Origin of the sequence: Actinoplanes palleronii (genome assembly GCF_016862315.1) — a bacterium.
Taxonomy (GTDB): domain Bacteria; phylum Actinomycetota; class Actinomycetes; order Mycobacteriales; family Micromonosporaceae; genus Actinoplanes; species Actinoplanes palleronii.
This window is the reverse complement of the sequence record NZ_BOMS01000053.1, coordinates 41,975-66,254: the sequence shown is the minus strand read 5'-3', so window position 1 is coordinate 66,254 and position 24,280 is coordinate 41,975. Positions and strand designations below refer to the sequence as shown.

Here is a 24,280-nt window from a genome sequence, read left to right as displayed (position 1 = left end):
GAACAAAAACGAAACATCCGGCTATTCAGAATGCTCCGCCGGCAGCAGGTGCCGGACCTCCGGCGGACCCTCGGCGAGCGCCGTCGCGCGCTGCTCGGCCTGCTCGTCGTCGCCGGTCAACCGGCCCTCGTGCTGACGCAGGTGCTCCTCCCACGTCGGCACCAGATAGACCTCGACGAACCGCGCCGGGTCCGCGCCGTCGCGGAACAGTCCCCACTGGGTGGCGCCGGTGCGCTGCCGGGAGCCCCGCAACCCGAGCATGGCGGCGGCGAACGCGGTGGCGTTCGCGGGCGGCACCCGGTACGTCGCGGAGACCAGGATCGGGCCGTCGGTCAGGTGCGGTTGCAGCATCAGGTGCGGCTCGGCCCAGAAGACCGCGGGACTGTGGTCCTCGTCCTCGTGCGTGTGGACCGGCCATAGTCGTACCGTCACCGTCCCCGCAAGCATCAGGACCGCCGCGACCCCGAACGTCTGCCGCAGGCCGAAGGCCTGTGCCGATTGCCCCCAGGCGACCGCGCCGAGCGCCTGCCCACCGGCGAAGACCAGCTGGTAGATCGCCAGCGCCCGGGCCCGGACCCAGTTCGGCAGGAAGAGCTGCATCGCCGCGTTCATCCGGGACACCAGCATCATCCAGGCCAGACCCGCGCCGACCAGCGCCGGCGCCACCGCGAACCGGTTCGGCACCAACGCCGTGACCAGCAGCGCGACCCCGTAGACGGCGCCCGCCGCGACGATCATCTGGTTGGTCCGGAGCAGCCGGCGGGCCCGCGGCATCAGCAGCGCACCGGCGATCGCGCCGGCACCGAGCGCGGCCAGCAGCAGGCCGTAGCCGTCCGCGCCCATGCGCAGCTCCCGGCTGGCCACCAGCGGCAGCAGGCCCCAGACCACACTGCCCGGCACCACGAACAGCAGCACCCGCCCGAGAATCCGGCGGATCACCGGCGACCAGCGGACGTAGCGGCCGCCGGCCCGCAGCGCCGAGGCGAAGTGCTCGGGATGGCGCGCCGGCGGGTTCGGCGCCCGCCGCCAGCGCAGCAGCGCCACCGCGAACACCGCGAAGGACAGCGCGTTGAGACCGAACACCACCGCCGACCCGAAGTGCGCGACGAGCAGCCCGGCCAGTGCCGGACCCGCCGACCGGGCCAGGTTCGTATTGACCGCGCCGAGCGCCGACGCCGACGGCAGCTGGTCGTGCGGCACCAGCTCCGGGATCACCGCCTGCCAGGACGGCAGGGTCACCGCCTGACCGCACCCGAGCAGGAACGTGAAGACCAGCAGACCCCGCGGACCGATGTCATCCCGGGCCGTCAGCACGGCCAGGACCGCTGCGATGCCACAAAGCCCTATTTGTACGACGATGAGCAGCCGACGCCGGTCGAGAGTGTCCGCCAGGGCACCGGCCGGCAGCGCGAAGAGCAGCACCGGGAGCATGGTCGCGGTCTGCACCAGGCTGACCCAGGTGGCCGCGTCGGGCTGGTGGACGACGAGCCACTGCGCGCCGACGGTCTGCATCCAGGTGCCGACGTTGCCGGCCAGTACGGCGATCCAGAGCGCCCGGAACACCGGCTCGCGCAGTGGCGACCTCTCGTCCGGCCCGGTTTTCTCGTCGGACGTCGGCTTCTCGTCGGGCATTTCCAGGAATCTAGCGGCGGTGTGCGCCCGGGCCCGGGCGGGGCAGCACGTCGCGATGGTCGCTCACCGGGTGCCCCTGCGCGCAGTGGATCTCGACGTGCAGCGCGGCCCCGCAGTCCCGGTGCGCGAACTCCAGCGGGGGCCCCTCCGGGTCGGCCAGGTGCTTGTCCCCCCACCCGGCCAGGGCGATCAGCACCGGATAGAGGTCGAAGCCCTTCGCGGTCAGCCGGTACTCGTGCCGCACCCGGGCGCCCGGCTCCTGATAGGGGTCGCGGCGCAGCACCCCGTGCTCGACCAGCGCGGCCAGCCGGTTGGCGAGCACCTGCCGGGGAATCTTCGTGCGCACCCGCATGTCGTCGAACCGCCGCACCCCGGTGAACACCTCCCGCAACACCACCATCGTCCACCGCTCACCGAGGATCGCCATCGCCCGGCTGATGGTGCAGTTGTCCACAGCCCAGTCAAGCGCACTCGGCGCCGCCGCCGGTGCCGGTGCCGGTGCCGCCCGGGGTGTCGGGGCGTTCGGCGATGACTCCTCGGGTGCGACCTGTCCGACCATGCGTCGAGGCTAGGTCTCGTTGACAGACGCAGCAAGCCCGTGCCAGCCTGCGTCCATGACACAGACTCAGGCCGCCGCCCGGACCCGCACGTTCTCCTGGACGGACCCGTCCGAGCACGTCAAGCTGCTCACCGAGCTCAGCGGCCTGGAGTTCCTCCGTGCCATGTCGGCCGGCGAGGTCCCGCCCCCGCCGATCTTCCAGCTGATCGACGGCAGCAGCCTGCACGCCGAGGACGGCAGCGTCACGATCACGCTCGACCCGCAGGAGTTCCACTACAACCCGATCGGCACCGTGCACGGCGGCGTCATCTCCACCCTGCTGGACACCGCGGCCGCCTGCTCGGTCCAGACCACCCTGCCGGTGGGTGTCGGCTACACCAGCATGGACCTGAACGTGAAGTTCCTCCGCGCCGTCACCGTCGACTCGGGCACGCTGACCTGCACCGGCGCCGTCCTGCAGCGCGGCCGCCGCACGGCCCTGGCCGAAGCCCGCCTGACCGACGCCAAGGGCCGCCTGGTAGCCCACGCCACCTCCACCTGCCTCATCCTCGACCTCCCCACCCCCTGACCCCGGCGCCCGCCCCCACCAGCAAGCCGCCCGTCGCACCGCGCCCCGCCGCCACGTCCGCCTGATCCTCCCGCGCGGAACGGCGATCGGCGGTCCGAGCGCGGCCCACCTGTGGGGTGCCGAACTCCTGCATCCCGACCCACCGGTGTCGGTGGTGGCGCCGAGGGACGCATGGATGAACCGGCATCCGCGGGTGTCCACCCATCACACCGTCATCGGCGAGGGTGACCTCACCGTTCTCCACGGGCTGCCGGTGACCACCCCGGAACGCACGGCGTTCGACCTGGGCCGGCGCCTGGCCCGAGTGGACTCTCTGATCCTGCTCGACGGAATGTCGGCGCTCGACGTCGGCGCCGCTGCCGAGATGGCCAGGCAGCGCTTCCGGTGGCCGGAGACGGCGCGCCTGCGGGAGGTGCTCGGTCTGGTGGACAGTCGTGCCGAGTCACCGATGGAGACGCGCCTCCGGCTGCTCATGCACGATGCCGGCGTCCCCGCGCCACATCCTCAGTTCGAGGTTCACGATCACCGGGGACGGCTGATCGGCAGAGTCGACCTGGGCTGGCCGTTCGCCCAGGTGGCCGCCGAGTACGAGGGCGATCATCACCGGGGGCGTGACCAGTTCCGCCGGGACATCGCCAGGTACGGCGCTCTGCGCGAGGCCGGCTGGACGGTCTTCCAGTTCACGGCTGACGACGTGCTCCGCCTCCCCCGCCAGACCGCGCTGAGGGTCGCCGCCGAACTGGCCCGCCGAAGCTGACCGGCTGGCCCCCGAGGTGCCTCAACCCCGCCGAGACACCCCTGCAGCCCAGCCACGGCCCGCCGGCTGGGCCCCAGGGGTGCCACAACCAGACCGAGACACCCCTACAAGCCAGCCACACCACGGAACGCCGGGGGGCCACAGGTGGGTCGAGACACCGCTGCGGGCGGGAGGTCACGAGTGGACGGGGTGGCGGGGAGGACCAAGGGCGGGGGCGTTGTCGGGGGTGGGTAGGCTCGCGGCGGTGAGGAGCCGGTGAAGCGGGGCGTGCAGGTTTCGATCGGGCTCACCGTGCTGGCCCTGCTCGCCTGTGGTCTTCCCCTGGCCTGGCAGCAGAGGAGCGACGAGTCCTGTGACACCTCGGTCGACGGGGCCAACGAAACGGTCTACACGGCACACCGGTGGACCGAGGACCAGCTGCCCGGCATCGGCGACTATCTCGAGGTGCACTACCACGTGACGGTCCTCGGCACCCCGTGCGACCGGAACGTCCCGGGACCGACCGACATGCGCTACGAGGGGCTGATCCGGTTGCGCCCGGCCGACGCCGACGAGCTGGCCGGCGAGTACGACTGGAAGCCGCTCCCGTCCGGCGCGACGTTCACCTTCGGCGCGCCGGACGACATGTGGCCCAAGCTCGCCCCGTTCGCACCGGCCGGAACGACCTGGCTGCACAGCGAGCAGTACGCGCAGACCACGTCGACCGGCCCGCTGCCCGGCGACCTGTTCCTCAGCGCCGACCGGGCAACGGCCTATTTCCTGTTGAGCACCGGCTGAGGAAGGCTCAGACCCCGGTGATCGCCGGGTGCAGGTCCGCCGTCGGCGGCGTCCACGTCGCGGCGTCCGCCTCGACCTGCTCACCGGAACGGATGTCTTTCACCGTGTGCGACTCACCCGGGAACCAGACGTACGGGATCCCCCGCTTGTCGGCGAACTGGATCTGCTTGCCGAACTTGGCGGCGGTCGGCGCCACCTCGGTCGGGATGCCCCGCCGGCGCAGTGCGGACGCGACCCGGTCGCACGCGGCCCGCTGGTCGTCGCTGGGCAGCGCGACCAGCACGCAGGTCGGCACCGAGCGGGACACGGTCAGCGCGTTCTGCCCGAAGAGCAGGCCGAGCATCCGGGACACGCCGATCGAGATGCCGACGCCGGGGAAGCGGGTGTTGCCGACCGACGCGAGGTTCTCGTACCGGCCGCCGGAGCAGATCGAGCCGAACCGCTCGTAGCCCTGCAGCTGGGTCTCGTAGACCGTACCCGTGTAGTAGTCCAGGCCCCGAGCGATCTTGAGTTCCGCGCGGACCAGGCCCGGAGCGGCCTCGACGACCTGCAGCAGTTCGGCGAGTCCCTCGTCGAGCATCGGGTCGTCGACGCCGAGCGCACGCACCCGGTCGGCGAACGAGCCGTCCGTCGAGGAGATCGCGGCGAGCGCGAGGCACGCCGCGGCCTGCGCGTCGGTCGCACCGGCGGTCTCGGTCAGCAGCGCCGCGACCTTGTCCGGCCCGATCTTGTCGAGCTTGTCGACGGTGCGGAGCACCTGCGCGGTGTCCTCGAGCCCGAGGCCGCGGTAGAAGCCCTCGCACACCTTGCGGTTGTTGACCAGGATGGTCGCGGCGGGGATCGGCAGCGAGCGGAACACGTCGCCGATGACCAGCGGCATCTCGGTGTCGAAGTGGAACGGCAGGGTGTCCCGGTTGACCACGTCGATGTCGGCCTGGAGGAACTCGCGGTAGCGACCCTCCTGCGGGCGCTCGCCGCGCCACACCTTCTGGATCTGGTAGCGCCGGAACGGGAACTGCAGCTTGCCGTGGTTCTCCGTGACGAACCGCGCGAACGGCACGGTCAGATCGAAGTGCAGCCCAAGTTGATCATCGCTCTTCGGTGCGGCGTCACCCGAATCCTGCAACCGGCGCAGCAGATAGACCTCTTTGGACGTCTCGCCCTTGGACAGCAGGGTGTCCAGCGGCTCGACCGCGCGGGTCTCCAGCGGGGCGAACCCGTACAGCTCGAAGGTGGAACGGATCTTGTCCAGCACGTACTGCTCGATCATGCGCTGGGACGGCAGCCACTCAGGGAAGCCGGAAATAGGCACTGTGTCTCCTGAAGACGATCAGAGGAAGCGGCCGGGCGCGGCGATCAGTTCCCGCAGGTACGGGTTCGACGCGCGCTCACGGCCGATGGTGGTGGCCGGTCCGTGGCCGGGCAGCACGACGGTGTCGTCGGCCAGCGGCAGGACCTTGTCCCGCAGGCTGGCCATCATCGTCGGGGTGCTGCCACCCGGCAGGTCGGTGCGTCCGATCGAGCCCGCGAAGAGCACGTCCCCGGAGAGACAGAGCTCCTCCGCGTCCCAGGAGGAGTTCGCTCCGGGCAGGCGGAACATCACCGACCCGCCGGTATGGCCGGGCGTGTGGTCGACAGTGATCTCCAGACCGGCGAGGCTGAGCACCATGCCGTCGGCGAGCGTGGCGACGTCCTCCGGCTCCGAGTACGGCAGCCGGCCGCCGAACAGCGCGTTCAGGTCCATGCTCAGGCCCTTGGCCGGGTCGGCGAGCATCTCCAGGTCGGCCGGGTGCACGTACGCGGTGATGCCGCGCGCCCCGCAGACCGGCGTGACCGAGAACGTGTGGTCCAGGTGCCCGTGCGTCAGCAGCACCGCGGCCGGTGAGAGCCGGTGCTGCGCCAGCACCTCGTCGAGCTGGTCCAGCACGCCGATACCCGGGTCCACGACCAGACACTGCTCACCCGGGCCGGCGGCCACCACATAGCAGTTGGTGCCGAAGGCCTCGGCCGGAAAGCTGGTGACGAGCACGAGCGCTTCCTCCCAGCGAACTTTGATGAAACCCAGCGAACCTTGATGAAAACGGGTGCGAATCGTAACGAGCCTAGCGGGGCAGCCGCACACCACTTTCTCAGGAGGTACCCGTACACTCTTGCGGGCGTGTGGCGTGCCGCACCCCTTGACATGTATAGGGAAGGACAGCGTTAGTGGCTCCCAGCAAGGACCGGCAGCGCAAGCTCGCGCGCGCGAAATTCGATCGCCAATCGGCACGCCGGGCTGTGCGGGAGCGGCGTCGCCGCCGGATCCTCGCCGGCGTCGGCACTGGCCTGGCCGTTCTGCTCATCGCGGTCGGTGGCGCGTGGATCGGTGGCGCTTTCGACAGCGACGAGAAGACCACCACCGAGGCCGCGGACGTCTGCCTCTGGTCCCCCTTGACCAAGGATGACAACCCCGACAAGACGGACGTGGGTACACCGCCCACCAAGGACTTGCCGGAGACCGGCACCGAGACGCTGACGATCGCCACCAACCAGGGTGACCCGATCACGGCGAGCCTGGATGTCGCGAGCGCCCCGTGCGGCGCCGCCAGCCTCAGCTACCTGGCCGGCAAGAAGTTCTACGACGGCACCGACTGCCACGAGATCCTGGACATCGGTGCGGTGCACTGTGGCGACCCGTCCGGCACCAACAACGGCGGCCCGCTCTACAGCTTCTACGACGAGAACACTCCGGTGCAGCCGGAGCCGGCGGCGAGCGCCAGCGCCCCGGCCAAGGCCCCCGTGCTCTACCCCAAGGGCACCGTGACGCTGATCGGCAACCCGGCCGCCAGCAACGGCAGCCAGTTCCTCATCTTCTTCAAGGATTACGCGCCGACCACCGACGCGTCGTACTCCATCGTGGGCCAGGTCACCGGTGGGCTGGACACGCTGGCGAAGATCGGCAAGATCACGACGGTGACCGATGACGCAGGCGACAAGGTCAAACCCAAGGAGAAGATCACCATCAAGACCCTGACCGTCGGCGCGGATGCCGCCTCCACGGCCGCTCCCTCGGCGAGCGTGCAGTCGTGAGTTCGGAAGAGACCAGCAGGAGGAACGACGTGTCGACGATCAAGGACCGGCAGCGTGCGGCAGCACGGGCCCGGCTCGAGAAGGAGATGGCCGAGCGCGCCGCTTCGGCCCGGGGCCGGCGTCGCAAGCAGGCGATCATCGGGTCGGCTCTCGCCGTCGTGGTGATCGCCGGCGCGGCTGTGTGGATCGTCAGTGCCCTGAAGAAGGACGACAAGAAGACGTCCTCCGGGAGCGCCACCGTCGCAGCCGGTTCGGTCGCCTGCACCTGGACGCCGGTCGACACGGCCACGGCCGAGGCCAGCGGTGGCAAGGTCAAGGACGTCGGCACTCCGCCGGCCACCGTGCCGAACACCGGCACCAGCCTGCTGACCTTCGACACCAACCTCGGTGCGATCGAGGCGACCATCGACCTGACGAAGGCGCCTTGCACCGGCGCCAGCTTCAAGTACCTCGCGTCGAAGAACTTCCTCGACAACACCAAGTGCCACCGCCTGGTGAACGAGGACAGCTTCAAGGTCCTGCAGTGCGGCGACCCGTTCGCCACCGGCAAGGGCTACCGCGACACCGACGGCACCGGCGGCCCGAGCTACACCATGGCCGAGGAGAACCTGCCGACCGACACGACCAACCCGTACCCCGCGGGTTCGATCGCGATGGCCAATACCGGTAACCCGGGTTCCACCGGCAGCCAGTTCTTCATCTGCTCGGAGAACACCACGCTGGGTGCGAACTACACGCTGCTCGGCACCATCACCAAGGGCCTCGACCTGGTGAAGTCGGTGGTCAAGGCCGGCGACGACGGCGCGTTCGCGTCGCAGGCCGGCGGCGGTCACCCGAAGAAGGAACTCGACATCAAGACCATGAAGGTCTCCTGACCCCAGGTCTGCGAAAAAGGGCGGCCCCCGGCGGGGGTCGCCCTTTTTGCGATCAACGACATTTTTTCGGTACGACGGAAGCTCAGGCCCCGGACGTCACCCGGTACGCGTCGAACACCCCGTCGACCTTCCGCACCGCTGCCACCAGGTGGCCCAGGTGTTTCGGGTCGGCCATCTCGAAGGTGAACCGGCTGACCGCCACCCGATCACGCGTCGTGGTGACCGTGGCGGACAGGATGTTCACCCGCTCCTCGGAGAGCACCCGGGTCACGTCGGCCAGCAGCTTGTGCCGGTCGAGCGCCTCCACCTGGATGGCGACCAGGAACGTCGACGCGGACGTCGGCTTCCAGCTCACCTCGACCACGCGTTCCGCCTGATCGCGCAGGTCCTGCGAGTTGGCGCAGTCCTCCCGGTGCACGCTGACCCCGCCGGAACGGGTGACAAAACCGAACACCGCGTCGCCGGGCACCGGGGTGCAGCAGCGGGCCAGTTTCACCCAGACGTCCGAGACGCCCTTCACCACCACACCCGGGTCCTGCGCGGTGGCGCGGTTGCGCGGCGGACGGGTCGCGACGGCGGTCTCGGCGATGTCCTCGACCGCGCCCTCCTCGCCACCGAAGCCGGCCACCAGTTTGGTGACCACCGAGTGTGCCGAGACGGTGCTCTCGCCGACCGCCGCATAGAGCGAGGCGACGTCGGGCAGGTGCAGGTCACGCGCGATGGTGTTGAGGTTGTCGCTGGTCAGCATGCGTTGCAGGGGCAGGCCCTGCTTGCGCATCGCCTTGACGATCGAGTCCTTGCCGACCTCGATCGCTTCCTCGCGGCGTTCCTTGTTGAAGAACTGGCGGATCTTCGTCCGGGCCCGGGGGCTCTTCACGAAGCCGAGCCAGTCCTGCGTCGGGCCGGCCGTGCTGGACTTGGACGTGAAGATCTCGATCACGTCGCCGTTGGAGAGCGTCGACTCCAGCGGCACCAGCTTGCCGTTGACCCGCGCGCCGATGCACTTGTGCCCGACCTCGGTGTGCACGGCATAGGCGAAGTCGACCGGTGTCGAACCGGTCGGCAGCGGGATCACGTCGCCCTTCGGCGTGAAGACGTAGACCTCCTGGCTGGAGAGGTCGAAGCGCAACGCGTCCAGGAACTCGGACGGGTCGCTCGCCTCCCGCTGCCAGTCGAGCAGCTGCCGCAGCCAGGTCATCTCGTCGATGTGCGCCGGCGGGCCGACGATCGTCGCGCCCTTCTGCTCCTTGTACTTCCAGTGCGCGGCGATGCCGAACTCGGCGGTCCGGTGCATCGCGAACGTCCGGATCTGCATCTCGACCGGCTTGCCGGTCGGGCCGATCACCGTCGTGTGCAACGACTGGTACATGTTGAACTTCGGCATCGCGATGTAGTCCTTGAACCGGCCCGGCACCGGCTGCCAGTTCGCGTGGATCACACCCAGCGCGGCGTAGCAGTCGCGGACCGTGTCGACCAGGATGCGCACGCCGACCAGGTCGTAGATGTCGTTGAAGTCCCGGCCCCGGACGATCATCTTCTGATAGATCGAGTACAGGTGCTTGGGACGGCCGGTGGTCTCGGCCTTGATCTTCGCCGACTTGAGGTCGAGGCTGACCCGGTTGGTCACCTGGCGCAACAGCGCCTCGCGCTGCGGCTGGTGCTCCCCGATCAGGCGGTTGATCTCCTCGAACCGCTTCGGGAAGAGCGTGCCGAAGGCCAGGTCCTCGAGCTCCCACTTGATCGTGTTCATACCCAGCCGGTGGGCCAGCGGGGCCAGGATCTCCAGCGTCTCCTTCGCCTTCTGCTCCTGCTTGGGGCGGGGCAGGAAGGTCAGGGTCCGCATGTTGTGCAGCCGGTCGGCCAGCTTGATCACCAGGACCCGCGGGTCCTTGGCCATCGCGACGACCATCTTGCGGATCGTCTCGGCTTTCGCCGCGTCGCCGAGTTTCACCCGGTCGAGCTTGGTGACGCCGTCGACCAGCAGCGCCACCTCGGCGCCGAAGTCGGTGCGCATCTGCTCGAGGCCGTAGTCGGTGTCCTCGATCGTGTCGTGCAGCAGCGCGGCCACCAGCGTCGTGGTGTCCATGCCGAGGTTGGCCAGGATGGTCGCGACCGCGAGCGGGTGCGTGATGTACGGATCGCCGGATTTCCGGTACTGACCGGAGTGCCAGCGGGCCGCGACGTCGAACGCCTTCTGCAGCTGGCGCACGTCACCCTTGGGGTGGCTCGCCCGGTGCGTGGCGATCAGCGGCTCGAGCACCTCACTGATCTGGGTGTTCTGCCACGGCGCGTTGAACCGGGCCAGACGGGCCCGGACCCGCCGCCCGGTGGGCGCGCTGGCGAATCCGAAACCGACCGTCTCACCGGTCGGTGTGAGTGGCTGAGCAAGCTCGACTTCACCGGCGGGGGCCGCGGAGCGGGGACCCACCGCGGGTGTCACCCCGTCGGCAGTGGCCTTCTCGTCCGCGCGAGCCTCGTCGCCGGGCGTGGAGTCACCCGAGCCGGTCCGCGAGTTCTGGGTCGGTTGCACCGTGCCCTCCGCCGGAGGGACGACGTCGCTGGACACCGGCCTCCCTCTCACCTTCGCGAATACCTCGCCGGAGCGTGCAGCCCGCCGAAGCCGATTTCTCCCAGGGGTGCCCCTCTGGAACGCCCATCCTACCCGCACCGCGATGGCGATTGGCCCGGCCGAACCTCTGATTCGGCCGGGACCAGCCGGGCGACGGACATCGAAGTCGGATCAAACGGTCAGCAGGGCGTGCACCGTACGCGGGCTCAGCTTCTCCCGGCCGGGCAGGAAACCCAGCTCCAGCAGCACCGAGAAGCCGCTGACCGTGCCGCCGGCCCGCTCCACCAGATCCATCGCGGCAGCCGCGGTGCCACCGGTGGCGAGCACGTCGTCGACCACCAAGACCCGCTGTCCGGCGATGAACGCGTCCTCGTGCACCTCGATGGTGGCCTCGCCGTATTCCAGCGCGTACGAGGCGGACAGGACCTTGCGCGGCAGCTTGCCGGCCTTGCGGATCGGCACCACCCCGGCACCGGTGGCGTACGCGATCGCGGCCGCCACCACGAACCCGCGCGCCTCGACGCCGGCCACCACGTCGAACGAGCCGGCGCCGTGGTGCGCGACGATCCCGTCGATCACCTGACGGAACACCGCGCCGTCGGCGAACAGCGGCATCAGGTCCTTGAACACCACACCCGGCTGGGGGAAGTCCGGCACGTCGACGCTGGCGCCCGCGACCAGGGCGGCCAGCTCGGCACCGCTGTCACCGGTCACTGAAGGATTCTCGCTAGTCACCGCGACAGCCTAATGACAGCGGAACGGCCCGCCACCGCAGGTGCGGTGACGGGCCGTCCAGAAGTGCCGTGCCAGGTCAGCGCTTGCCGCCCGGCCGGTTGTTGTTGGTGCCCCGGCGGGTCGCCGGACGGGCGCCCGGGCGGGGGGCGGAGCCACCCGCCATGACCGGCTGCACGTCCGCGTCGGTGGCGTTGGCCGGCCGGCCACGGTCGCCGCGGGCCACGTCGTCGGAGCGGTTCGCGCGGCGGGTCAGCACCCGGGCGTTGTGCGCCTTGATCTTCGGGTCCTGGTCCTTCAGCGCGCTCAGCACCGGCGCGGCGAACAGGATCGAGGAGATGACCCCGAAGCCCATGCCGACGAAGAGCACCAGGCCCAGGTCCTTCAGGGTGCCCGCGCCGAGCAGGCCGGCACCGATGAAGAGCAGGCCACCGACCGGCAGCAACGCCACCAGACCGGTGTTCAGCGACCGCATCAGCGTCTGGTTGACCGCCAGGTTGGTCGCCTCGGAGTACGTCCGGGTGCTGCCCGCGGTGATCCCGCGGGTGTTCTCCTGCACCTTGTCGAACACCACCACCACGTCGTACAGCGAATAACCCAGAATCGTCAGGAAGCCGATCACCGTGGACGGCGTCACCTCGAAGCCGACGATCGAGTACACGCCCGCGGTGAGCACCAGGTCGAGGATGAGCGAGGCCAGCGCGGCCACCGCCATCCGCCACTCGAACCGGACGATCAGGTACCCGACCACCAGCACCAGGAACACGATCAGACCGATGAGCGCCTGCTTCGTGACCGCGCCACCCCAGGCCGCCGAGACCTGGCTGTCCGAGACCTCCTCGGCCTTCACGCCGAGGTCGGTGACCAGCGCGGTCTTGGCCTGCTCAACCTCGGCCGCGGAGAGCGCCGAGGCGCGCACCGTGTAGCTGGCCTTGGCGCCGTCGCCGACCTGCTGCGCGTTGAGCACGGCGGCCTCGGGGTTGGCCGCGACCACGGCCTTCTCCACCGCGTCGTGGACCCGGTCCTGGGTCAGCGTCTTGCCGTCGGCGGAGGCCGGGACGCTGAACGAGGTGCCACCGGCGAACTCGATGCCGAGCTCGAAGCCACGGATCACGAAGCTGCCGATCGCGACGAGGATCAGCGCCGCGGCGACCGTGAACCACATCTTCCGGCGGCCGACGATGTTGATGTTCGCTTCGCCCTGGTAAAGGCGATTCGCGAGACCGGAACCGGCCATGTCAGGCCTCCTTCACACGCGAGGAGCCGGGCTCCTCGGTCGGGGTGCGGCGCAGGACGCGGCCGAGACCACTGACCCGCGGCGACATGAACGCCTTGGTGCTGGCGAACATGGTCATGATCGGGTGCCGGAAGAGGAACACCACGAGAAGGTCCAGCACGGTGGAGAGACCCATCGCGAACGCGAAGCCCTGCACCGCGCCGATCGACACCACATACAACACCACCGCACACATGATGGTGATGGTGTTCGCCGAGATGATCGTCCGGCGGGCCCGGTGCCACGCCCGCGGCACCGCGCTGCGAGGTGACCGGCCCTCGTGGATCTCGTCCTTCAATCGTTCGAAATAGATCACGAACGAGTCGGCCGCGACGCCTAGTGACACGATGAAGCCGGCGATACCGGCCAGCGTCAGCGTGTAGCCCATGGTCCGGCCGAGGAAGACCAGCGCGCCGAAGGTGAGCAGGCCGGAGAGCAGCAGGCTCAGGAAGATGACCGAGCCGAGCAGCCGGTAGTAGAAGAACGCGTACACCGCCACCAGGGCCATGCCGATCGCGGCGGCGATCAGGCCGGCCTCGAGCTGCTGGATGCCCAGCGTCGCGGAGACGGTCTGCATCGGGCCGGCCGTGAAGGTGACCGGGATGGCGCCGAACTTCAGCTGGTCGGCGAGCTGCTTGGAGGTGACCCCGTCGAAGCTGCCGGTGATCTGCGAGGAGCCGGTCAGCACGCCCTGGATCTGCGGCGCGGACAGGATCTCCTTGTCCAGCACGACGGCGACGGCGCAGTGCTCGGTGTCGGTGCCGTAGAGGCTCTGCACCGCGGTGAAGCAGGGGTCGGCCGAGGTCGCGTTGAACGCCACCCGGGTCAGGTCGGCCCACTTCTTCTGGCCGTCGCTCTTGAAGTTGAGCGAGACGACCCACTGGCCGGTCTGCGAGTCGAGCTGCGGGCTCGCGCTGTCGATGTCGTTACCGGTGACCTTGGCCTGGTCGAGCGTGACCTTGGCCTGGCCCTCGTAGCACGCCACCACCGGCGAGGCCGGGTCGTCGATCGAGCCGTTCGGCCGCTTGTTCAGCTGCTCGCAGCCGATCGTCGGGATGTTGAACTGCATCGCCGGGCTGAGCGCGGCGATCTCGGCCGGGGTCAGCTGGGCGAACGGCTTGTAGACCAGGCCGGCCTTCGGGTCGGTGGACAGGTCCACCGGCGCCTTCAGCGCCTCGGCCTGCGCCCAGAGCTTGGCGCCGACCTTCTGCTCGATCGCCTTGCGCTGCGCCTGCACGTTCGCCGCGACCGGAGCCGGGGTGGACGACGCGGTCGGCGTGGCCGCCGGGGCCTCGGCCGTCGCGGACGGCGCCGCGGACGGGGCCGACGGGGTGGCGCTCGGCACCGCCTCGCCACCGCCCTGGCCACCGGTGCCGGACGACACGCTGGGCTTGACCGCCGGCGCGCTGCCGCTGGTCTTCGGGGTGGCCGCGCCACTCGGCTTCACCGAGCCGGACGGTGCCGGGGCACCGGACGCGCTCGGGCTCGGCGCGGCCGGGTTCAGCGCCGCCGCGGACACGTCCATGGTCGTGCCGGTGAGCAGCCGGAACCGCATGTTGGCGGCCTGCGCGAGGTCCTTGAGCTGGTCGTCGGCCTTGCCCGCCAGGGAGACCACGATGGTGTTGTTGCCCTGGATGACCACTTCGGCCTCGGAGACGCCGAGGGCGTTCACCCGATTCGAGATGATCGTCCGGGCCTGCTCCATCGCTTCCTTGGTCGGCGTCCCGCCGGCCTGCGTCGCGATGTACGTCGCCTGCGTGCCGCCGACCAGGTCGAGACCCAGTTTCGGCTTGAGGCGGTTGGTGAAGCTGCCACTGGCGTCACCAGCGAAGAAGACCATGAGATACAGGACGACGAAGATCAAGCCGAGCACGCCGAGTTGGCGTCCAGGATGCATCTGTCCCTGTGGTGGTCGTGCCACGGCGTTAGGTCTCCCTGTGTTCCGGCCGCGCGATCCGCGCGGCACTGTCGATCGATGGCCGGCCGTCGACGGTCGAAACGGCGGCCGGGACGGACCGGACCCGCCGGCTGGGAGGCCGCGGGCCGGTCCGGAAGAACGTCCTGTCAGTCCTTCTTACGGACGTCGACGACCGGGTTCACCGGCTCCTCGACGGAAGGCTCGGCGACCACCGGCTCCTCGGCCTCCGACTCGTCGGTGACCGACTCCTCGGCGACCGGCTCGTCGGCGCGGGTGAGCACCCGCGCGATCGCCGGGCGAGCGAACCGGACCTGAACGTCCGGCGCGATCTCCAGGGTCACCACGTCGTCCGCCACACCGACCACGGTGCCGTGCAGGCCGCCGATGGTGACGATCTCGTCGCCGGGTCCGATCTTGTTCTGCATCTCCATCGCTTCACGCCGCTTCTTCTGCTGCGGCCGGATCATCAGGAAATACATCACGCCGATGATCAGAATGAAGGGCAGGAACAGGCCAAGGGGATTCCCGCTGGCGGACTCGGCCAGGTACAGGGGCACGACAAACAGCCTTCCGTAGGCCTCCGGCACCGCTGTAGAGGCGGTCCGAGGCGTCAAAACATCCGGGTTGAAGCGGAGGCGAGTCTAATCGGTCAACCTGGAGACTACGAATGCGGCACACGTCACGTTCACATCACGAGGGATATTTATGTATCTCGTGCGAACAGGTCACCCTGAAAGACCCCGGACCTGCCGTCTTGAGGCGGAGTGTGACCCAGGTGCGCCCAGCCCGCCTCGGTGGCCACCCGGCCGCGCGGGGTACGCGCCAGCAGACCGGCCCGGACCAGGAACGGCTCACACACCTCCTCCACCGTGTCGGACTGCTCACCGACCGCCACGGCCAGGGTGGAGAGCCCGACCGGCCCGCCCTTGAACGACTCGATCAGCGCGCGCAGCACCGCGCGGTCGAGACGGTCCAGTCCGAGCGCGTCCACGTCGTACACCTTGAGGGCGGCCCGGGCCACCGCCTCGGTGACGATGCCGTCGGCCCGGACCTCGGCGAAGTCACGGACCCGGCGCAGCAACCGGTTCGCGATGCGCGGGGTGCCCCGGGAGCGCCCGGCGATCTCGGCCGCGCCGTCCGCGGTGATCGGCACCCCGAGGATCCGGGCCGAACGGTGCAGCAGAGAGTCGAGGTCGGCGGGTGAGTAGAAGTCGAGGTGCGCGACGAAACCGAACCGGTCGCGCATCGGCCCGCTCAGCAGACCCGCCCGGGTGGTCGCGCCGACCAGGGTGAACGGCTCCACGTCCAGCGGGATCGCGGTGGCGCCGGGACCCTTGCCCACCACCACGTCGACCCGGAAGTCCTCCATGGCGCTGTAGAGCAGCTCCTCGGCCGGCTTGGCGATCCGGTGGATCTCGTCGATGAACAGCACGTCGCCCGGCGCCAGGCCGGTCAGGATCGCGGCCAGGTCGCCGGACCGCTCGATCACCGGGCCGCTGGTGGTCCGGATCCCGGCGCCCAACTCGGCCGCCACGATGTTGGCCAGCGTGGTCTTGCCCAGCCCGGGCGGGCCGGACAGCAGGATGTGGTCGGGCGGGGTGCCCCGGCCCATCGCGCCCTTGAGCAGCAGTTCCAGCTGGTCACGGACCCGGTGCTGCGCGATGAAGTCGGCAAGCCGTTTCGGCCGGACGCTCGCCTCGGCGTCCAGTTCCTCGTCGCCGGCCAGCGCGGAGACCAGGTCGGGGTCGTCGTCGCCGAACTCCTCGGTCATCGAGTCTTCCCGAGCAGCCGGATCGCCTGGCGGAGCAGGATCGGCACCGACGGGACCTCGCCGTCGATGGTCTCGGAGACCGCAGCCACCGCCTGGTCGGCCTGGGCGGCGGACCAGCCGAGCGCGAGCACGCCCTGCCGGACCTGCTCCTGCCAGGCCCCGGCGAGCACGCCGGCCGACCCGCCGTCGAGCAGGCCGATCGGGCCGATCTTGTCCTTGAGCTCGACGACCAGCTTCTCGGCACCGCGCTTGCCGATGCCCGGCACCTTGGTCAGGGCGGCCAGGTCGCCACCGGCGATCGCCCGCCGGACCGCGTCCGGCTGGTGCACCGCGAGGACCGCCTGCGCGGTCCGCGGACCCACCCCGTTCGCCGTCAGCAGCAGGTCGAACAGTTGCCGCTCGTCCTCGTCGGCGAAGCCGAACAGGGTGAGCGAGTCCTCGCGGACGATCAGCGTGGTGGCGAACCGGGCCTCGGCGCCGGTGCGCAGCCCGGCGAGCGTGTTCGGCGTGCAGAACACCCGCATGCCGACACCGCCCACCTCGACCACGGCACTGTCATGAAGGATCGCGGCGACCACGCCGCGCACGCTGGCGATCATCGAGTGCTCCTGCGGGCGGCGGCGAGCGCCGCGGCTTGGATCTTCGCGCGGGTTCCGCCGCGCCAGATGTGGCAGATGGCCAGCGCGAGGGCGTCCGCCGCGTCGGCCGGTTTGGGCGGGGCGTCGAGCTGCAGCAGGCGGGTCACCATCGCGGTCACCTGGGCCTTGCCCGCGGTGCCGGAGCCGGTCACGGCCGCCTTCACCTCGCTCGGCGTATACATCTCGACGGGCAGCCCGGCCCGGGCGCCGGCCAGCACGGCGACGCCGCTGGCCTGCGCGGTGCCGATCACCGTCTGCACGTTGTGCTGGGCGAACACCCGCTCCACGGCGACCGCGTCGGGCTTGTGTTCGGCCACCAGATCGGTCAACCCACGATCCAGATGCAGCAGCCGATGCGCGATGTCGGCATCGGTGTCGGTGCGAACCACGAAGTACCCGATCAACTTACCGGGACGACCGGGCACTCCCTCGACCACACCGACGCCGCACCGGGTGAGACCCGGGTCGATGCCGAGCACGCGCACCGCGGCCCTCCCCTCACGTACGTGTGTTCGACACCCTAGTACCCCGCCCTCTTGCGCCCGCCGCCGACACGCCTCGACGATGGGGTGGGAGGTAGCCGTGTACCTCATACCGCCGATGGAGGACGATCCACCGCCAGAGTTCGTCGATGTGATCGCGGCACACGAGCGTGAGCTGCGGTATGAGGCCGTGCGCCTGGTCGGCGGCGACCCGGTGGGTCAGGAGATCTATCAGGACCTGCTGGTCGACCTGGCCGCCCACTGGCGCCGGCTGTGCTGGTGGGGCCGCCTCACCCACTCCGACGCACCCGGGCTCTACCTGCGCAGACGCCTGCTGAAACGGACCGCTGCCTGGCGGGACGACCAGATCTACGAGGTCGAGGTCCGCGTGCTGCGCACCCCGGAAGGATCGCCGGTCCCGGTGAGCGGTCCGGCCGCCAGCATCGCTCTGCGCAAGGCCGCAGTCATCGAGGGTACGGCCAGAGCGGGCCTGCGCACTCTCGCCGACGCCGGAGTCGCCTGGATGCACGCCTGGCGCCAGTCCCAGAACCGCCGCGTCGCCCGCCTCATCATCGGCAGCGTCATCCTGATCACGACGATGGTCCAATACATGTCCTGGCTCGCCGGCCCCGGCCTCTGACCGGCAGCCCGCGAATGCGGACGGGCCGGTTCCCGCGCATTCATTCGGCCAGAGGCGAAAGCACCTGTCGAATGCGCGGGAACCGGCCCGTCCGGCCGCTGATTACGCGTCGATGAGTGCCATTACCTCGTCGGAGATGTCGAAGTTGGCGTAGACGTTCTGGACGTCGTCGCAGTCGTCGAGCGCGTCGATCAGCTTGAACGTCTTGCGCGCCGGTTCCTCGTCCAGCTCCACCGTCATCGTGGGGACCAGCGGGGACTCGGCCGAGTCGTACTCGATGCCGGCGGCCTGCAGGGCGTTGCGGACCGCGATCAGGTCGGTCGGCTCGCTGACCACCTCGAACGAGTCGCCCAGGTCGTTGATCTCCTCGGCGCCGGCCTCCAGGACGGCGAGCATCACGTCGTCCTCGCTCAGCTCGGCCTTCGGGATGATCACCTGGCCCTTGCGGTTGAACAGGTACGACACCGAACCGGCGTCGGCGAACGTGCCGCCGTTGCGGGTCAGCGCGGTGCGCACCTCGGTGGCCGCGCGGTTGCGGTTGTCGGTGAGGCACTCGATCAGCAGGGCCACGCCGTTCGGGCCGTACCCCTCATACATGATCGTCTGCCAGTCGGCGCCGCCGCCTTCCAGGCCGGAACCGCGCTTGACCGCGTTGTTGATGTTGTCGTTGGGGACCGAGCTCTTCTTCGCCTTCTGGATGGCGTCGTAGAGCGTGGGGTTACCGGACGGGTCGCCGCCGCCGGTCCGGGCCGCGACCTCGATGTTCTTGATGAGCTTGGCGAACATCTTGCCGCGCTTGGCGTCGACGACCGCCTTCTTGTGCTTGGTCGTCGCCCATTTGGAGTGGCCGGACATGCGTAACCTCCGTGTCTACCGTGCGGGTGCGGCCTGGCGGACCATCTCGACGAAGTACCGGTGGACGCGAAGGTCGCCGGTCAGCTCCGGGTGGAAAGCCGTGGCGAGCAGGTTGCCCTGCCGAACGGCGACAATCCTACCGGCGGTGTCACCACTATCAACGCGCCCCAGCACCCGCACGTCGGGTCCGACCTGTTCGACCCACGGCGCGCGGATGAAGACAGCGTGGAAATCGCCGCCGGCGATGCCCTCGATCTCCACGTCCGCCTCGAACGAGGCGATCTGCCGGCCGAACGCGTTGCGCCGGACGGTCATCTCGATCCCCTGGAAGGACTCCTGGTCGGGACGGCCGTCCAGGACCGTGGTGGCCAGCATGATCATGCCGGCGCAGGAGCCGTAGACCGGCATGCCGTCCGCGATCCGCTTCCGGATCGGGTCGAGCAGGCCGAAACTGATCGCCAGGTTGCTCATCGTGGTGGACTCACCGCCGGGGATCACCAGCGCGTCGACGTCGGCGAGTTCCTCGGGCCGCCGGATGGGCCGCGCCAGCACGTCCGACTCGGCCAGGGCGGACAGGTGTTCGCGCACGTCGCCCTGCAGGGCCAGCACTCCGATGTTCACGCCGACAACTCTAAAACGCCCCGCGCGCCCCCCGCGCACCGTGGTCACCCCCGGCTCCACCGCCGCCGGCCGGCGGCGGACCCCGGCTGGTGCTGAGGGGTGCCTCAATGCCCCGGAGACACCCCTGAGCGCCAGCCGGGGCAGGGAGGCGCGCTGCGGCCGGAGGGGGAAGCGGCCTGGCGGGGCGGGGTTGGCGGCTAATGCAGGCCACCATGGGGTCGATTGGCTATCGAGGGGTCCGGTAACAGCTTCGTAGGATCGCCCTAACAACCCCGCACGAGGAGTCGTATGTCTGAGAACCAGCCCGCCGTCGGGACCGCTCGCGTCAAGCGCGGCATGGCGGAGATGCTCAAGGGCGGCGTGATCATGGACGTCGTCAACTCCGAGCAGGCGAAGATCGCTGAGGACGCCGGCGCGGTGGCCGTGATGGCGCTGGAGCGGGTGCCGGCTGACATCCGGGCCCAGGGTGGCGTGTCGCGGATGTCGGACCCCGACATGATCGACGCCATCATCAACACGGTGTCGATCCCGGTGATGGCCAAGGCCCGGATCGGGCACTTCGTCGAGGCGCAGGTGCTGCAGTCGCTCGGCGTCGACTACATCGACGAGTCCGAGGTGCTGACACCGGCCGACTTCGCCAACCACATCGACAAGTGGCAGTTCACCACGCCGTTCGTGTGTGGTGCGACGAACCTGGGTGAGGCGCTGCGCCGGATCACCGAGGGCGCCGCGATGATCCGTTCGAAGGGCGAGGCCGGCACCGGCGACGTCTCGAACGCGACCACCCACATGCGCAAGATCCGCGCGGAGATCCGCCGGTTGCAGACCCTGCCGGAGGACGAGCTGTACGTCGCCGCGAAGGAGCTGCAGGCGCCGTACGAGCTGGTCAAGGAGGTCGCCGAGGCGGGCAAGCTGCCGGTCGTGCTGTTCACCGCGGGTGGCATCGCCACGCCGGCCGACGCGGCCATGATGATGCAGCTCGGCGCCGAGGGCGTGTTCGTCGGCTCGGGCATCTTCAAGTCCGGCAACCCGGCACAGCGCGCCGAGGCGATCGTCAAGGCGACCACGTTCCACGACGACCCGGACGTGATCGCCAAGGTGTCGCGGGGGCTGGGCGAGGCCATGGTCGGGATCAACGTCGAGGAGATCCCGCAGCCGCACCGGCTCGCCGAGCGTGGCTGGTAGTCATCTCGTGGAAAAGGGCCGCCCGGCTGGGCGGCCCTTTTTCGTCAAAGGACGGGGAGCGGGGTCTCCGGAGGAACGGCTGGGACCGGGACCGGCATCGGCAGGGCCGGCATGATCGGCTCGACGATGTCGAAGTACCGCGGCATCGGGTAGCGCCCGGGCAGCCGCAGCACCCGCACCAGTTTGCGGCGCCGCGCGGTGAGCGCGTCCCGGACCAGGTCGGTGTGCACCTGCCGGGCCAGCACCACCCGCCGGCTGCTGCCGATCAGGGTGCGTGCCGCCGGGTCGGCCGGGTTCAGCACGATCCCGTGCAGCTGCCGGGTCAGGTCGTTCTCGGCGGACTCCCGCTCGTCCGGCTCGGCGTCCAGGGCCAGCCGCGCGGCGGCGTACAGCTCGATCGCGTCGCTCTGCTCGGCGACCACCGCGGCGGCCGCGGCGCGGCGCAGCAGGTGGGCGTCGAGGGCGCGTTCCGCCGACTGGGCGCGGGCGTGCACCCGCTCGACCCGCTGGGCGGTCCAACCGAGGTACGCCGAGAAGATCGCGGCCAGCACGACGGCACCCACCACCCACCACATGCGGGGCATCGTAGTGCCGGAATGTGTCCGACCGTTACCTGCCCCGGACGGATCAGGCCCCGTTGTCGTCGAAAACGCGCCCGTCGGTGGCCTCGATCGCCGTGGTGTAGACCTCGAGCACCCGGGCGGCCACACTCGGCCAGTCGAACGCTCCGACCGTCTGCCGGGCGCAGGAGGCCAGGTCAGCCCGTCGGGCGGGGTTGTCGAGGAGGTCGCCGAGCAGTTCGGTGAGCGCTGTCGCGTCGCCGTTCGGGAAGAGCGCGCCGGCCCGGCCACCGTCCAATACCCGACGGAACGCGTCGAGGTCGCTGGCCGCGATCGCCGCGCCGGCCGCCATCGCCTCGGTGAGGATCATGCCGAAGCTCTCGCCGCCGGTGTTCGGCGCCACGTAGACGTCGACGCTGCGCAGCATCCGGGCCTTGTCCGGCTCGCTGACCAGCCCGAGGAACTCGACCCGGGAGTGGAACTCGGCCGGGATGTCCTCGAAGAGCTCGTCCCGGTCGCCGGGGCCGGCCACCAGCAGACGCAGGCCGGGTCGCTCGGCGGCCAGCGCGACGAACGCCGTACGAAGAAGCGGGAACCCCTTGCGAGGCTCGGTGAAACGGCCGAGGAAACCGATCGCACCGCCCTCCCCGGGCCAGCCCGGCAGAGCGGGCGCGGTGGCGAACTTGCGCACCGCGACCCCGTTGGGGATCTCCACGGCGCCGCCACCGAGGTGCTCCACCTGCACCTTGCGGGCCAGTTCGCTGACCGCGATCCGTGCGGTGATCTTCTCCATCACCGGCTGCAGGAAGTTCTGCGCGACGGCGAGGGCCCGGGAGCGGGTCATCGCGGTGTGGAAGGTGGCCACCACCGGGCCGCGCGCGGAGAGCACCGCGAGCAGCGACAGGCTGGGGGTGAGCGGCTCGTGCACGTGCAGCACGTCGAACTCGCCGCGGGCCAGCCAGCGGCGCACCCGGGCGGTGGAGACCGGCCCGAAGGCGATCCGGGCGACCGACCCGTTGTACGGCAGTGGCAGCGCCCGCCCGGCCGGCACCAGGTAGTGCGGCAGTTCGGCGTCCTCGTCGGCGGGTGCCAGCACGCTGACGTGGTTACCGGAATCGATCAGCGCCTCGGCCAGGTCCATGATGTGGTTCTGCACACCGCCGGGGACGTCGAACGAGTAGGGCGAGACGATCCCGATCCGCACGGCCGACCTCCTAGATCCAGAGCTTCTGGAGCATGTGCCAGTCCTGCGGGTGCTCGGCGATGCCGAGGGCGAACGCGTCGGCCATCAGCTGGGTGGTGCGTTTGACCCGCTCGTCGAGCGGGCCGTCCTCCGGTGGGGTGATCTTCCGGAGCCGGGCCTCGACCCGGTGCTCCGAATACCACATGTCGACGGTGAACATCGGCGCTCCGGTGCGCAGCGCGAGGATCGCCGGACCGGCCGGCATCCGGGTGCGCCCGCCGAAGAACTGCACCTCGACGCCGTTGCGGGACAGGTCCCGGTCGGCCAGCAGCGGGACCACCCAGCCCTGCTTCAGGTGGTCGCCGAGCTCGTCGAGCGGCGAGCGCTCACCGCCGGTCAGCGGCAGCACCCGCATGCCCAGGCTCTCCCGGTACTCCAGGAACTGCTTGTAGAGCGACTCCGGCTTGAGCCGCTCGGCGACCGTGATCATGGGCCAGTCGTGGGAGACCACCCAGGCCGCGGCCGCGTCCCAGTTCGCAACGTGCGGCAACGCCAGGATCAGCCCGTTGCCCTCGGCGATCAACTTCTTCATTTCTTCGTACGAGTCGGTCTGCATGAAGAACCCGGCGGCGTTCTGCGCCCGGGACTGCGACGGCAGGCGGAACGCCTCCATCCAGTACCGGGCGTACGACCGGAGACCGTCCCGGACCAGGGTGTCCGGCATGTCCGGGCCGGCCACCTGCTGCAGGTTGCGGCGCAGGCGCTGGGTGCCGGGGCCACCGCCCCGGTAGGCCCGGTCGGCGGCCGCGGTGAACAGCTTGCGGGCGACCGGCAGCGGCAGGGCGCGCACCACCCGCCACCCGGCCGTGTAACCGAGAGCGATCAGGCGGTCCTTCATGCGGCGGGCTCGGTCCGCGCCGAGTGGATCAGCCGCTGGAACACCGTGATCAGGGAGAGCGCGGCGAGCACCCACAGCGCGGCGGGCAGGCCCCACTCGAGGCCGGCCGCGCCGAGCAGGCCGCCGACACCCACGATGAGCAGGCGTTCCAGGCGCTCGGCGATGCCCACGTCGGCGTTCAGGCCGAGGCTCTGCGCCCGGGCCTTGACGTACGACACGACCTGACCGGCGACCAGGCTGATCAGGGCGGCGATCAGGCCACCGTACGGATTGCCCTGCCCGGCCAGGTAGTACGCGACGGCACCGAAGACCGCCCCGTCCGCGAGCCGGTCCATCGACGAGTCGAGGAGCGCGCCGAACTTCCCGGTTCCGCCTCGCATCCGGGCCATCGTGCCGTCGAGCGCGTCGGTGAGGGCACAGGCGGTTACGATCACGGTGCCGGCCAGGAGATGCCCTTGCGCACCGAAATATGAACCGATGAGCACACCGACGGTGCCCGCGATTGTGACGGCGTTGGGTGTGACGCCGATTCTGAGCAGGAAACGTGCGACCGGGTTGACGCCGTACGAGACGACGGCACGGGCCGTTACTTGAACGATCTTTGCCATGGCCGTCCCACCATAACGGCGCGGGCCTGGTGGCGGTACGGCTCGCCCCCCGGTTAGCCGGATCGTCACCATCCGGCACGATCTGGTGTCCGCCGGTCCTTGCGGCC

25 protein-coding genes are annotated in these 24,280 nt (G+C 70.1%); 7 read left to right on the top strand and 18 right to left on the bottom strand.

What is annotated here, in order from left to right:
• Positions 1-21: 21 nt before the first annotated feature.
• Positions 22-1,632 carry an MFS transporter gene (locus Apa02nite_RS20055; RefSeq protein ID WP_203826326.1) on the bottom strand — a complete coding sequence of 537 codons (1,611 nt, stop codon included), beginning with the start codon at positions 1,630-1,632 and terminating at the stop codon, positions 22-24.
• A 10-nt stretch (positions 1,633-1,642) separates the two neighbouring features.
• Positions 1,643-2,059 (bottom strand): winged helix-turn-helix transcriptional regulator, encoded by a 417-nt coding sequence (locus Apa02nite_RS20050; RefSeq protein WP_239164435.1) that lies wholly within the window; start codon positions 2,057-2,059, stop codon positions 1,643-1,645.
• 187 nt (positions 2,060-2,246) lie between these two features.
• Here Apa02nite_RS20050 and Apa02nite_RS20045 point away from each other — a divergent pair, with 187 nt between their 5' ends.
• The 3 genes from Apa02nite_RS20045 (at position 2,247) to Apa02nite_RS20035 (ending at position 4,293) form a co-directional block, all read left to right on the top strand.
• The gene (locus Apa02nite_RS20045; protein WP_067685425.1) at positions 2,247-2,759 is read left to right on the top strand and encodes a PaaI family thioesterase; all 513 of its coding nucleotides are present in this window, start codon (positions 2,247-2,249) and stop codon (positions 2,757-2,759) included.
• Positions 2,760-2,934: 175 nt separating this feature from the next.
• A complete protein-coding gene (locus Apa02nite_RS20040) occupies positions 2,935-3,516 on the top strand; it encodes an endonuclease domain-containing protein (RefSeq protein ID WP_203826324.1) in 582 nt (193 codons plus the stop codon).
• Positions 3,517-3,783: 267 nt separating this feature from the next.
• Complete coding sequence (locus Apa02nite_RS20035) at positions 3,784-4,293, top strand: hypothetical protein (RefSeq protein WP_203826323.1); 510 nt, start codon at positions 3,784-3,786, stop codon at positions 4,291-4,293.
• A gap of 7 nt (positions 4,294-4,300) precedes the next feature.
• Here the strand turns inward: Apa02nite_RS20035 and hisS are convergent, their stop codons facing one another.
• Positions 4,301-5,605, bottom strand: a complete 1,305-nt coding sequence (hisS, locus tag Apa02nite_RS20030) for a histidine--tRNA ligase (protein ID WP_203826322.1) — start codon at positions 5,603-5,605, stop codon at positions 4,301-4,303.
• Positions 5,606-5,623: 18 nt separating this feature from the next.
• A complete protein-coding gene (locus tag Apa02nite_RS20025) occupies positions 5,624-6,322 on the bottom strand; it encodes an MBL fold metallo-hydrolase (RefSeq protein WP_067700893.1) in 699 nt (232 codons plus the stop codon).
• A 176-nt stretch (positions 6,323-6,498) separates the two neighbouring features.
• On the opposite strand from Apa02nite_RS20025, the gene Apa02nite_RS20020 reads away from it, so the two are divergent.
• Entirely contained in the window at positions 6,499-7,362 is an 864-nt protein-coding gene (locus Apa02nite_RS20020; protein WP_203826321.1) for a peptidylprolyl isomerase, read from the top strand.
• A gap of 29 nt (positions 7,363-7,391) precedes the next feature.
• A complete protein-coding gene (locus tag Apa02nite_RS20015) occupies positions 7,392-8,237 on the top strand; it encodes a peptidylprolyl isomerase (protein ID WP_067700899.1) in 846 nt (281 codons plus the stop codon).
• An 82-nt stretch (positions 8,238-8,319) separates the two neighbouring features.
• Here the strand turns inward: Apa02nite_RS20015 and Apa02nite_RS20010 are convergent, their stop codons facing one another.
• From Apa02nite_RS20010 to ruvC, 8 genes are all read right to left on the bottom strand, one after another.
• Positions 8,320-10,803, bottom strand: a complete 2,484-nt coding sequence (locus Apa02nite_RS20010; RefSeq protein ID WP_067700902.1) for a RelA/SpoT family protein — start codon at positions 10,801-10,803, stop codon at positions 8,320-8,322.
• Between the two features lie 174 nt (positions 10,804-10,977).
• Entirely contained in the window at positions 10,978-11,520 is a 543-nt protein-coding gene (locus tag Apa02nite_RS20005) for an adenine phosphoribosyltransferase (protein ID WP_232344761.1), read from the bottom strand.
• Positions 11,521-11,617: 97 nt separating this feature from the next.
• A complete protein-coding gene (secF, locus tag Apa02nite_RS20000; RefSeq protein ID WP_203826320.1) occupies positions 11,618-12,775 on the bottom strand; it encodes a protein translocase subunit SecF in 1,158 nt (385 codons plus the stop codon).
• 1 nt (position 12,776) lies between these two features.
• A complete protein-coding gene (secD, locus tag Apa02nite_RS19995) occupies positions 12,777-14,711 on the bottom strand; it encodes a protein translocase subunit SecD (protein ID WP_203826319.1) in 1,935 nt (644 codons plus the stop codon).
• A 167-nt stretch (positions 14,712-14,878) separates the two neighbouring features.
• Positions 14,879-15,289, bottom strand: coding sequence for a preprotein translocase subunit YajC (yajC, locus tag Apa02nite_RS19990; protein ID WP_373873005.1), 411 nt, complete (start codon positions 15,287-15,289; stop codon positions 14,879-14,881).
• Between the two features lie 146 nt (positions 15,290-15,435).
• A complete protein-coding gene (gene ruvB / locus Apa02nite_RS19985; protein WP_067700913.1) occupies positions 15,436-16,503 on the bottom strand; it encodes a Holliday junction branch migration DNA helicase RuvB in 1,068 nt (355 codons plus the stop codon).
• A complete protein-coding gene (gene ruvA, locus Apa02nite_RS19980) occupies positions 16,500-17,102 on the bottom strand; it encodes a Holliday junction branch migration protein RuvA (protein ID WP_067700916.1) in 603 nt (200 codons plus the stop codon). The genes ruvB and ruvA overlap by 4 nt, the downstream gene beginning before the upstream one ends.
• Positions 17,099-17,626, bottom strand: coding sequence for a crossover junction endodeoxyribonuclease RuvC (ruvC, locus tag Apa02nite_RS19975; RefSeq protein WP_203826318.1), 528 nt, complete (start codon positions 17,624-17,626; stop codon positions 17,099-17,101). The genes ruvA and ruvC overlap by 4 nt, the downstream gene beginning before the upstream one ends.
• A gap of 97 nt (positions 17,627-17,723) precedes the next feature.
• Between ruvC and Apa02nite_RS19970 the strand changes: the two genes are divergently transcribed.
• The gene (locus Apa02nite_RS19970) at positions 17,724-18,263 is read left to right on the top strand and encodes a hypothetical protein (RefSeq protein ID WP_203826317.1); all 540 of its coding nucleotides are present in this window, start codon (positions 17,724-17,726) and stop codon (positions 18,261-18,263) included.
• A gap of 102 nt (positions 18,264-18,365) precedes the next feature.
• Here Apa02nite_RS19970 and Apa02nite_RS19965 read toward each other — a convergent pair whose 3' ends face one another.
• Complete coding sequence (locus Apa02nite_RS19965; protein ID WP_067700925.1) at positions 18,366-19,118, bottom strand: YebC/PmpR family DNA-binding transcriptional regulator; 753 nt, start codon at positions 19,116-19,118, stop codon at positions 18,366-18,368.
• A 15-nt stretch (positions 19,119-19,133) separates the two neighbouring features.
• Complete coding sequence (pdxT, locus tag Apa02nite_RS19960) at positions 19,134-19,739, bottom strand: pyridoxal 5'-phosphate synthase glutaminase subunit PdxT (protein WP_083972215.1); 606 nt, start codon at positions 19,737-19,739, stop codon at positions 19,134-19,136.
• Between the two features lie 288 nt (positions 19,740-20,027).
• On the opposite strand from pdxT, the gene pdxS reads away from it, so the two are divergent.
• A complete protein-coding gene (pdxS, locus tag Apa02nite_RS19955; protein ID WP_067700931.1) occupies positions 20,028-20,924 on the top strand; it encodes a pyridoxal 5'-phosphate synthase lyase subunit PdxS in 897 nt (298 codons plus the stop codon).
• Between the two features lie 44 nt (positions 20,925-20,968).
• On the opposite strand, the gene Apa02nite_RS19950 is transcribed toward pdxS, so the two are convergent.
• The 4 genes from Apa02nite_RS19950 to pgsA are packed head-to-tail and all read right to left on the bottom strand — an operon-like array spanning position 20,969 to position 24,173.
• Complete coding sequence (locus tag Apa02nite_RS19950; RefSeq protein WP_083972216.1) at positions 20,969-21,508, bottom strand: hypothetical protein; 540 nt, start codon at positions 21,506-21,508, stop codon at positions 20,969-20,971.
• Positions 21,509-21,551: 43 nt separating this feature from the next.
• The gene (locus Apa02nite_RS19945; RefSeq protein WP_203826316.1) at positions 21,552-22,688 is read right to left on the bottom strand and encodes a glycosyltransferase family 4 protein; all 1,137 of its coding nucleotides are present in this window, start codon (positions 22,686-22,688) and stop codon (positions 21,552-21,554) included.
• A 10-nt stretch (positions 22,689-22,698) separates the two neighbouring features.
• The gene (locus Apa02nite_RS19940) at positions 22,699-23,565 is read right to left on the bottom strand and encodes a phosphatidylinositol mannoside acyltransferase (RefSeq protein WP_067700939.1); all 867 of its coding nucleotides are present in this window, start codon (positions 23,563-23,565) and stop codon (positions 22,699-22,701) included.
• Complete coding sequence (gene pgsA / locus Apa02nite_RS19935; RefSeq protein ID WP_203826315.1) at positions 23,562-24,173, bottom strand: phosphatidylinositol phosphate synthase; 612 nt, start codon at positions 24,171-24,173, stop codon at positions 23,562-23,564. The genes Apa02nite_RS19940 and pgsA overlap by 4 nt, the downstream gene beginning before the upstream one ends.
• Between the last annotated feature and the right edge of the window lie 107 nt (positions 24,174-24,280).

Coding starts and splice junctions, on each gene's coding strand:
- Apa02nite_RS20045 (WP_067685425.1), top strand. CDS start 2,247: ATGACACAGACTCAGGCCGCCGCCCGGACCCGCACGTTCTCCTGGACG.
- ruvA (WP_067700916.1), bottom strand. CDS start 17,102: ATGATCGCCAGCGTGCGCGGCGTGGTCGCCGCGATCCTTCATGACAGT.
- Apa02nite_RS20055 (WP_203826326.1), bottom strand. CDS start 1,632: ATGCCCGACGAGAAGCCGACGTCCGACGAGAAAACCGGGCCGGACGAG.
- Apa02nite_RS20040 (WP_203826324.1), top strand. CDS start 2,935: ATGAACCGGCATCCGCGGGTGTCCACCCATCACACCGTCATCGGCGAG.
- pgsA (WP_203826315.1), bottom strand. CDS start 24,173: ATGGCAAAGATCGTTCAAGTAACGGCCCGTGCCGTCGTCTCGTACGGC.
- Apa02nite_RS19965 (WP_067700925.1), bottom strand. CDS start 19,118: ATGTCCGGCCACTCCAAATGGGCGACGACCAAGCACAAGAAGGCGGTC.
- pdxS (WP_067700931.1), top strand. CDS start 20,028: ATGTCTGAGAACCAGCCCGCCGTCGGGACCGCTCGCGTCAAGCGCGGC.
- ruvB (WP_067700913.1), bottom strand. CDS start 16,503: ATGACCGAGGAGTTCGGCGACGACGACCCCGACCTGGTCTCCGCGCTG.
- Apa02nite_RS20050 (WP_239164435.1), bottom strand. CDS start 2,059: ATGGCGATCCTCGGTGAGCGGTGGACGATGGTGGTGTTGCGGGAGGTG.
- secF (WP_203826320.1), bottom strand. CDS start 12,775: ATGGCCGGTTCCGGTCTCGCGAATCGCCTTTACCAGGGCGAAGCGAAC.
- Apa02nite_RS19940 (WP_067700939.1), bottom strand. CDS start 23,565: ATGAAGGACCGCCTGATCGCTCTCGGTTACACGGCCGGGTGGCGGGTG.
- Apa02nite_RS19950 (WP_083972216.1), bottom strand. CDS start 21,508: ATGCCCCGCATGTGGTGGGTGGTGGGTGCCGTCGTGCTGGCCGCGATC.
- secD (WP_203826319.1), bottom strand. CDS start 14,711: ATGCATCCTGGACGCCAACTCGGCGTGCTCGGCTTGATCTTCGTCGTC.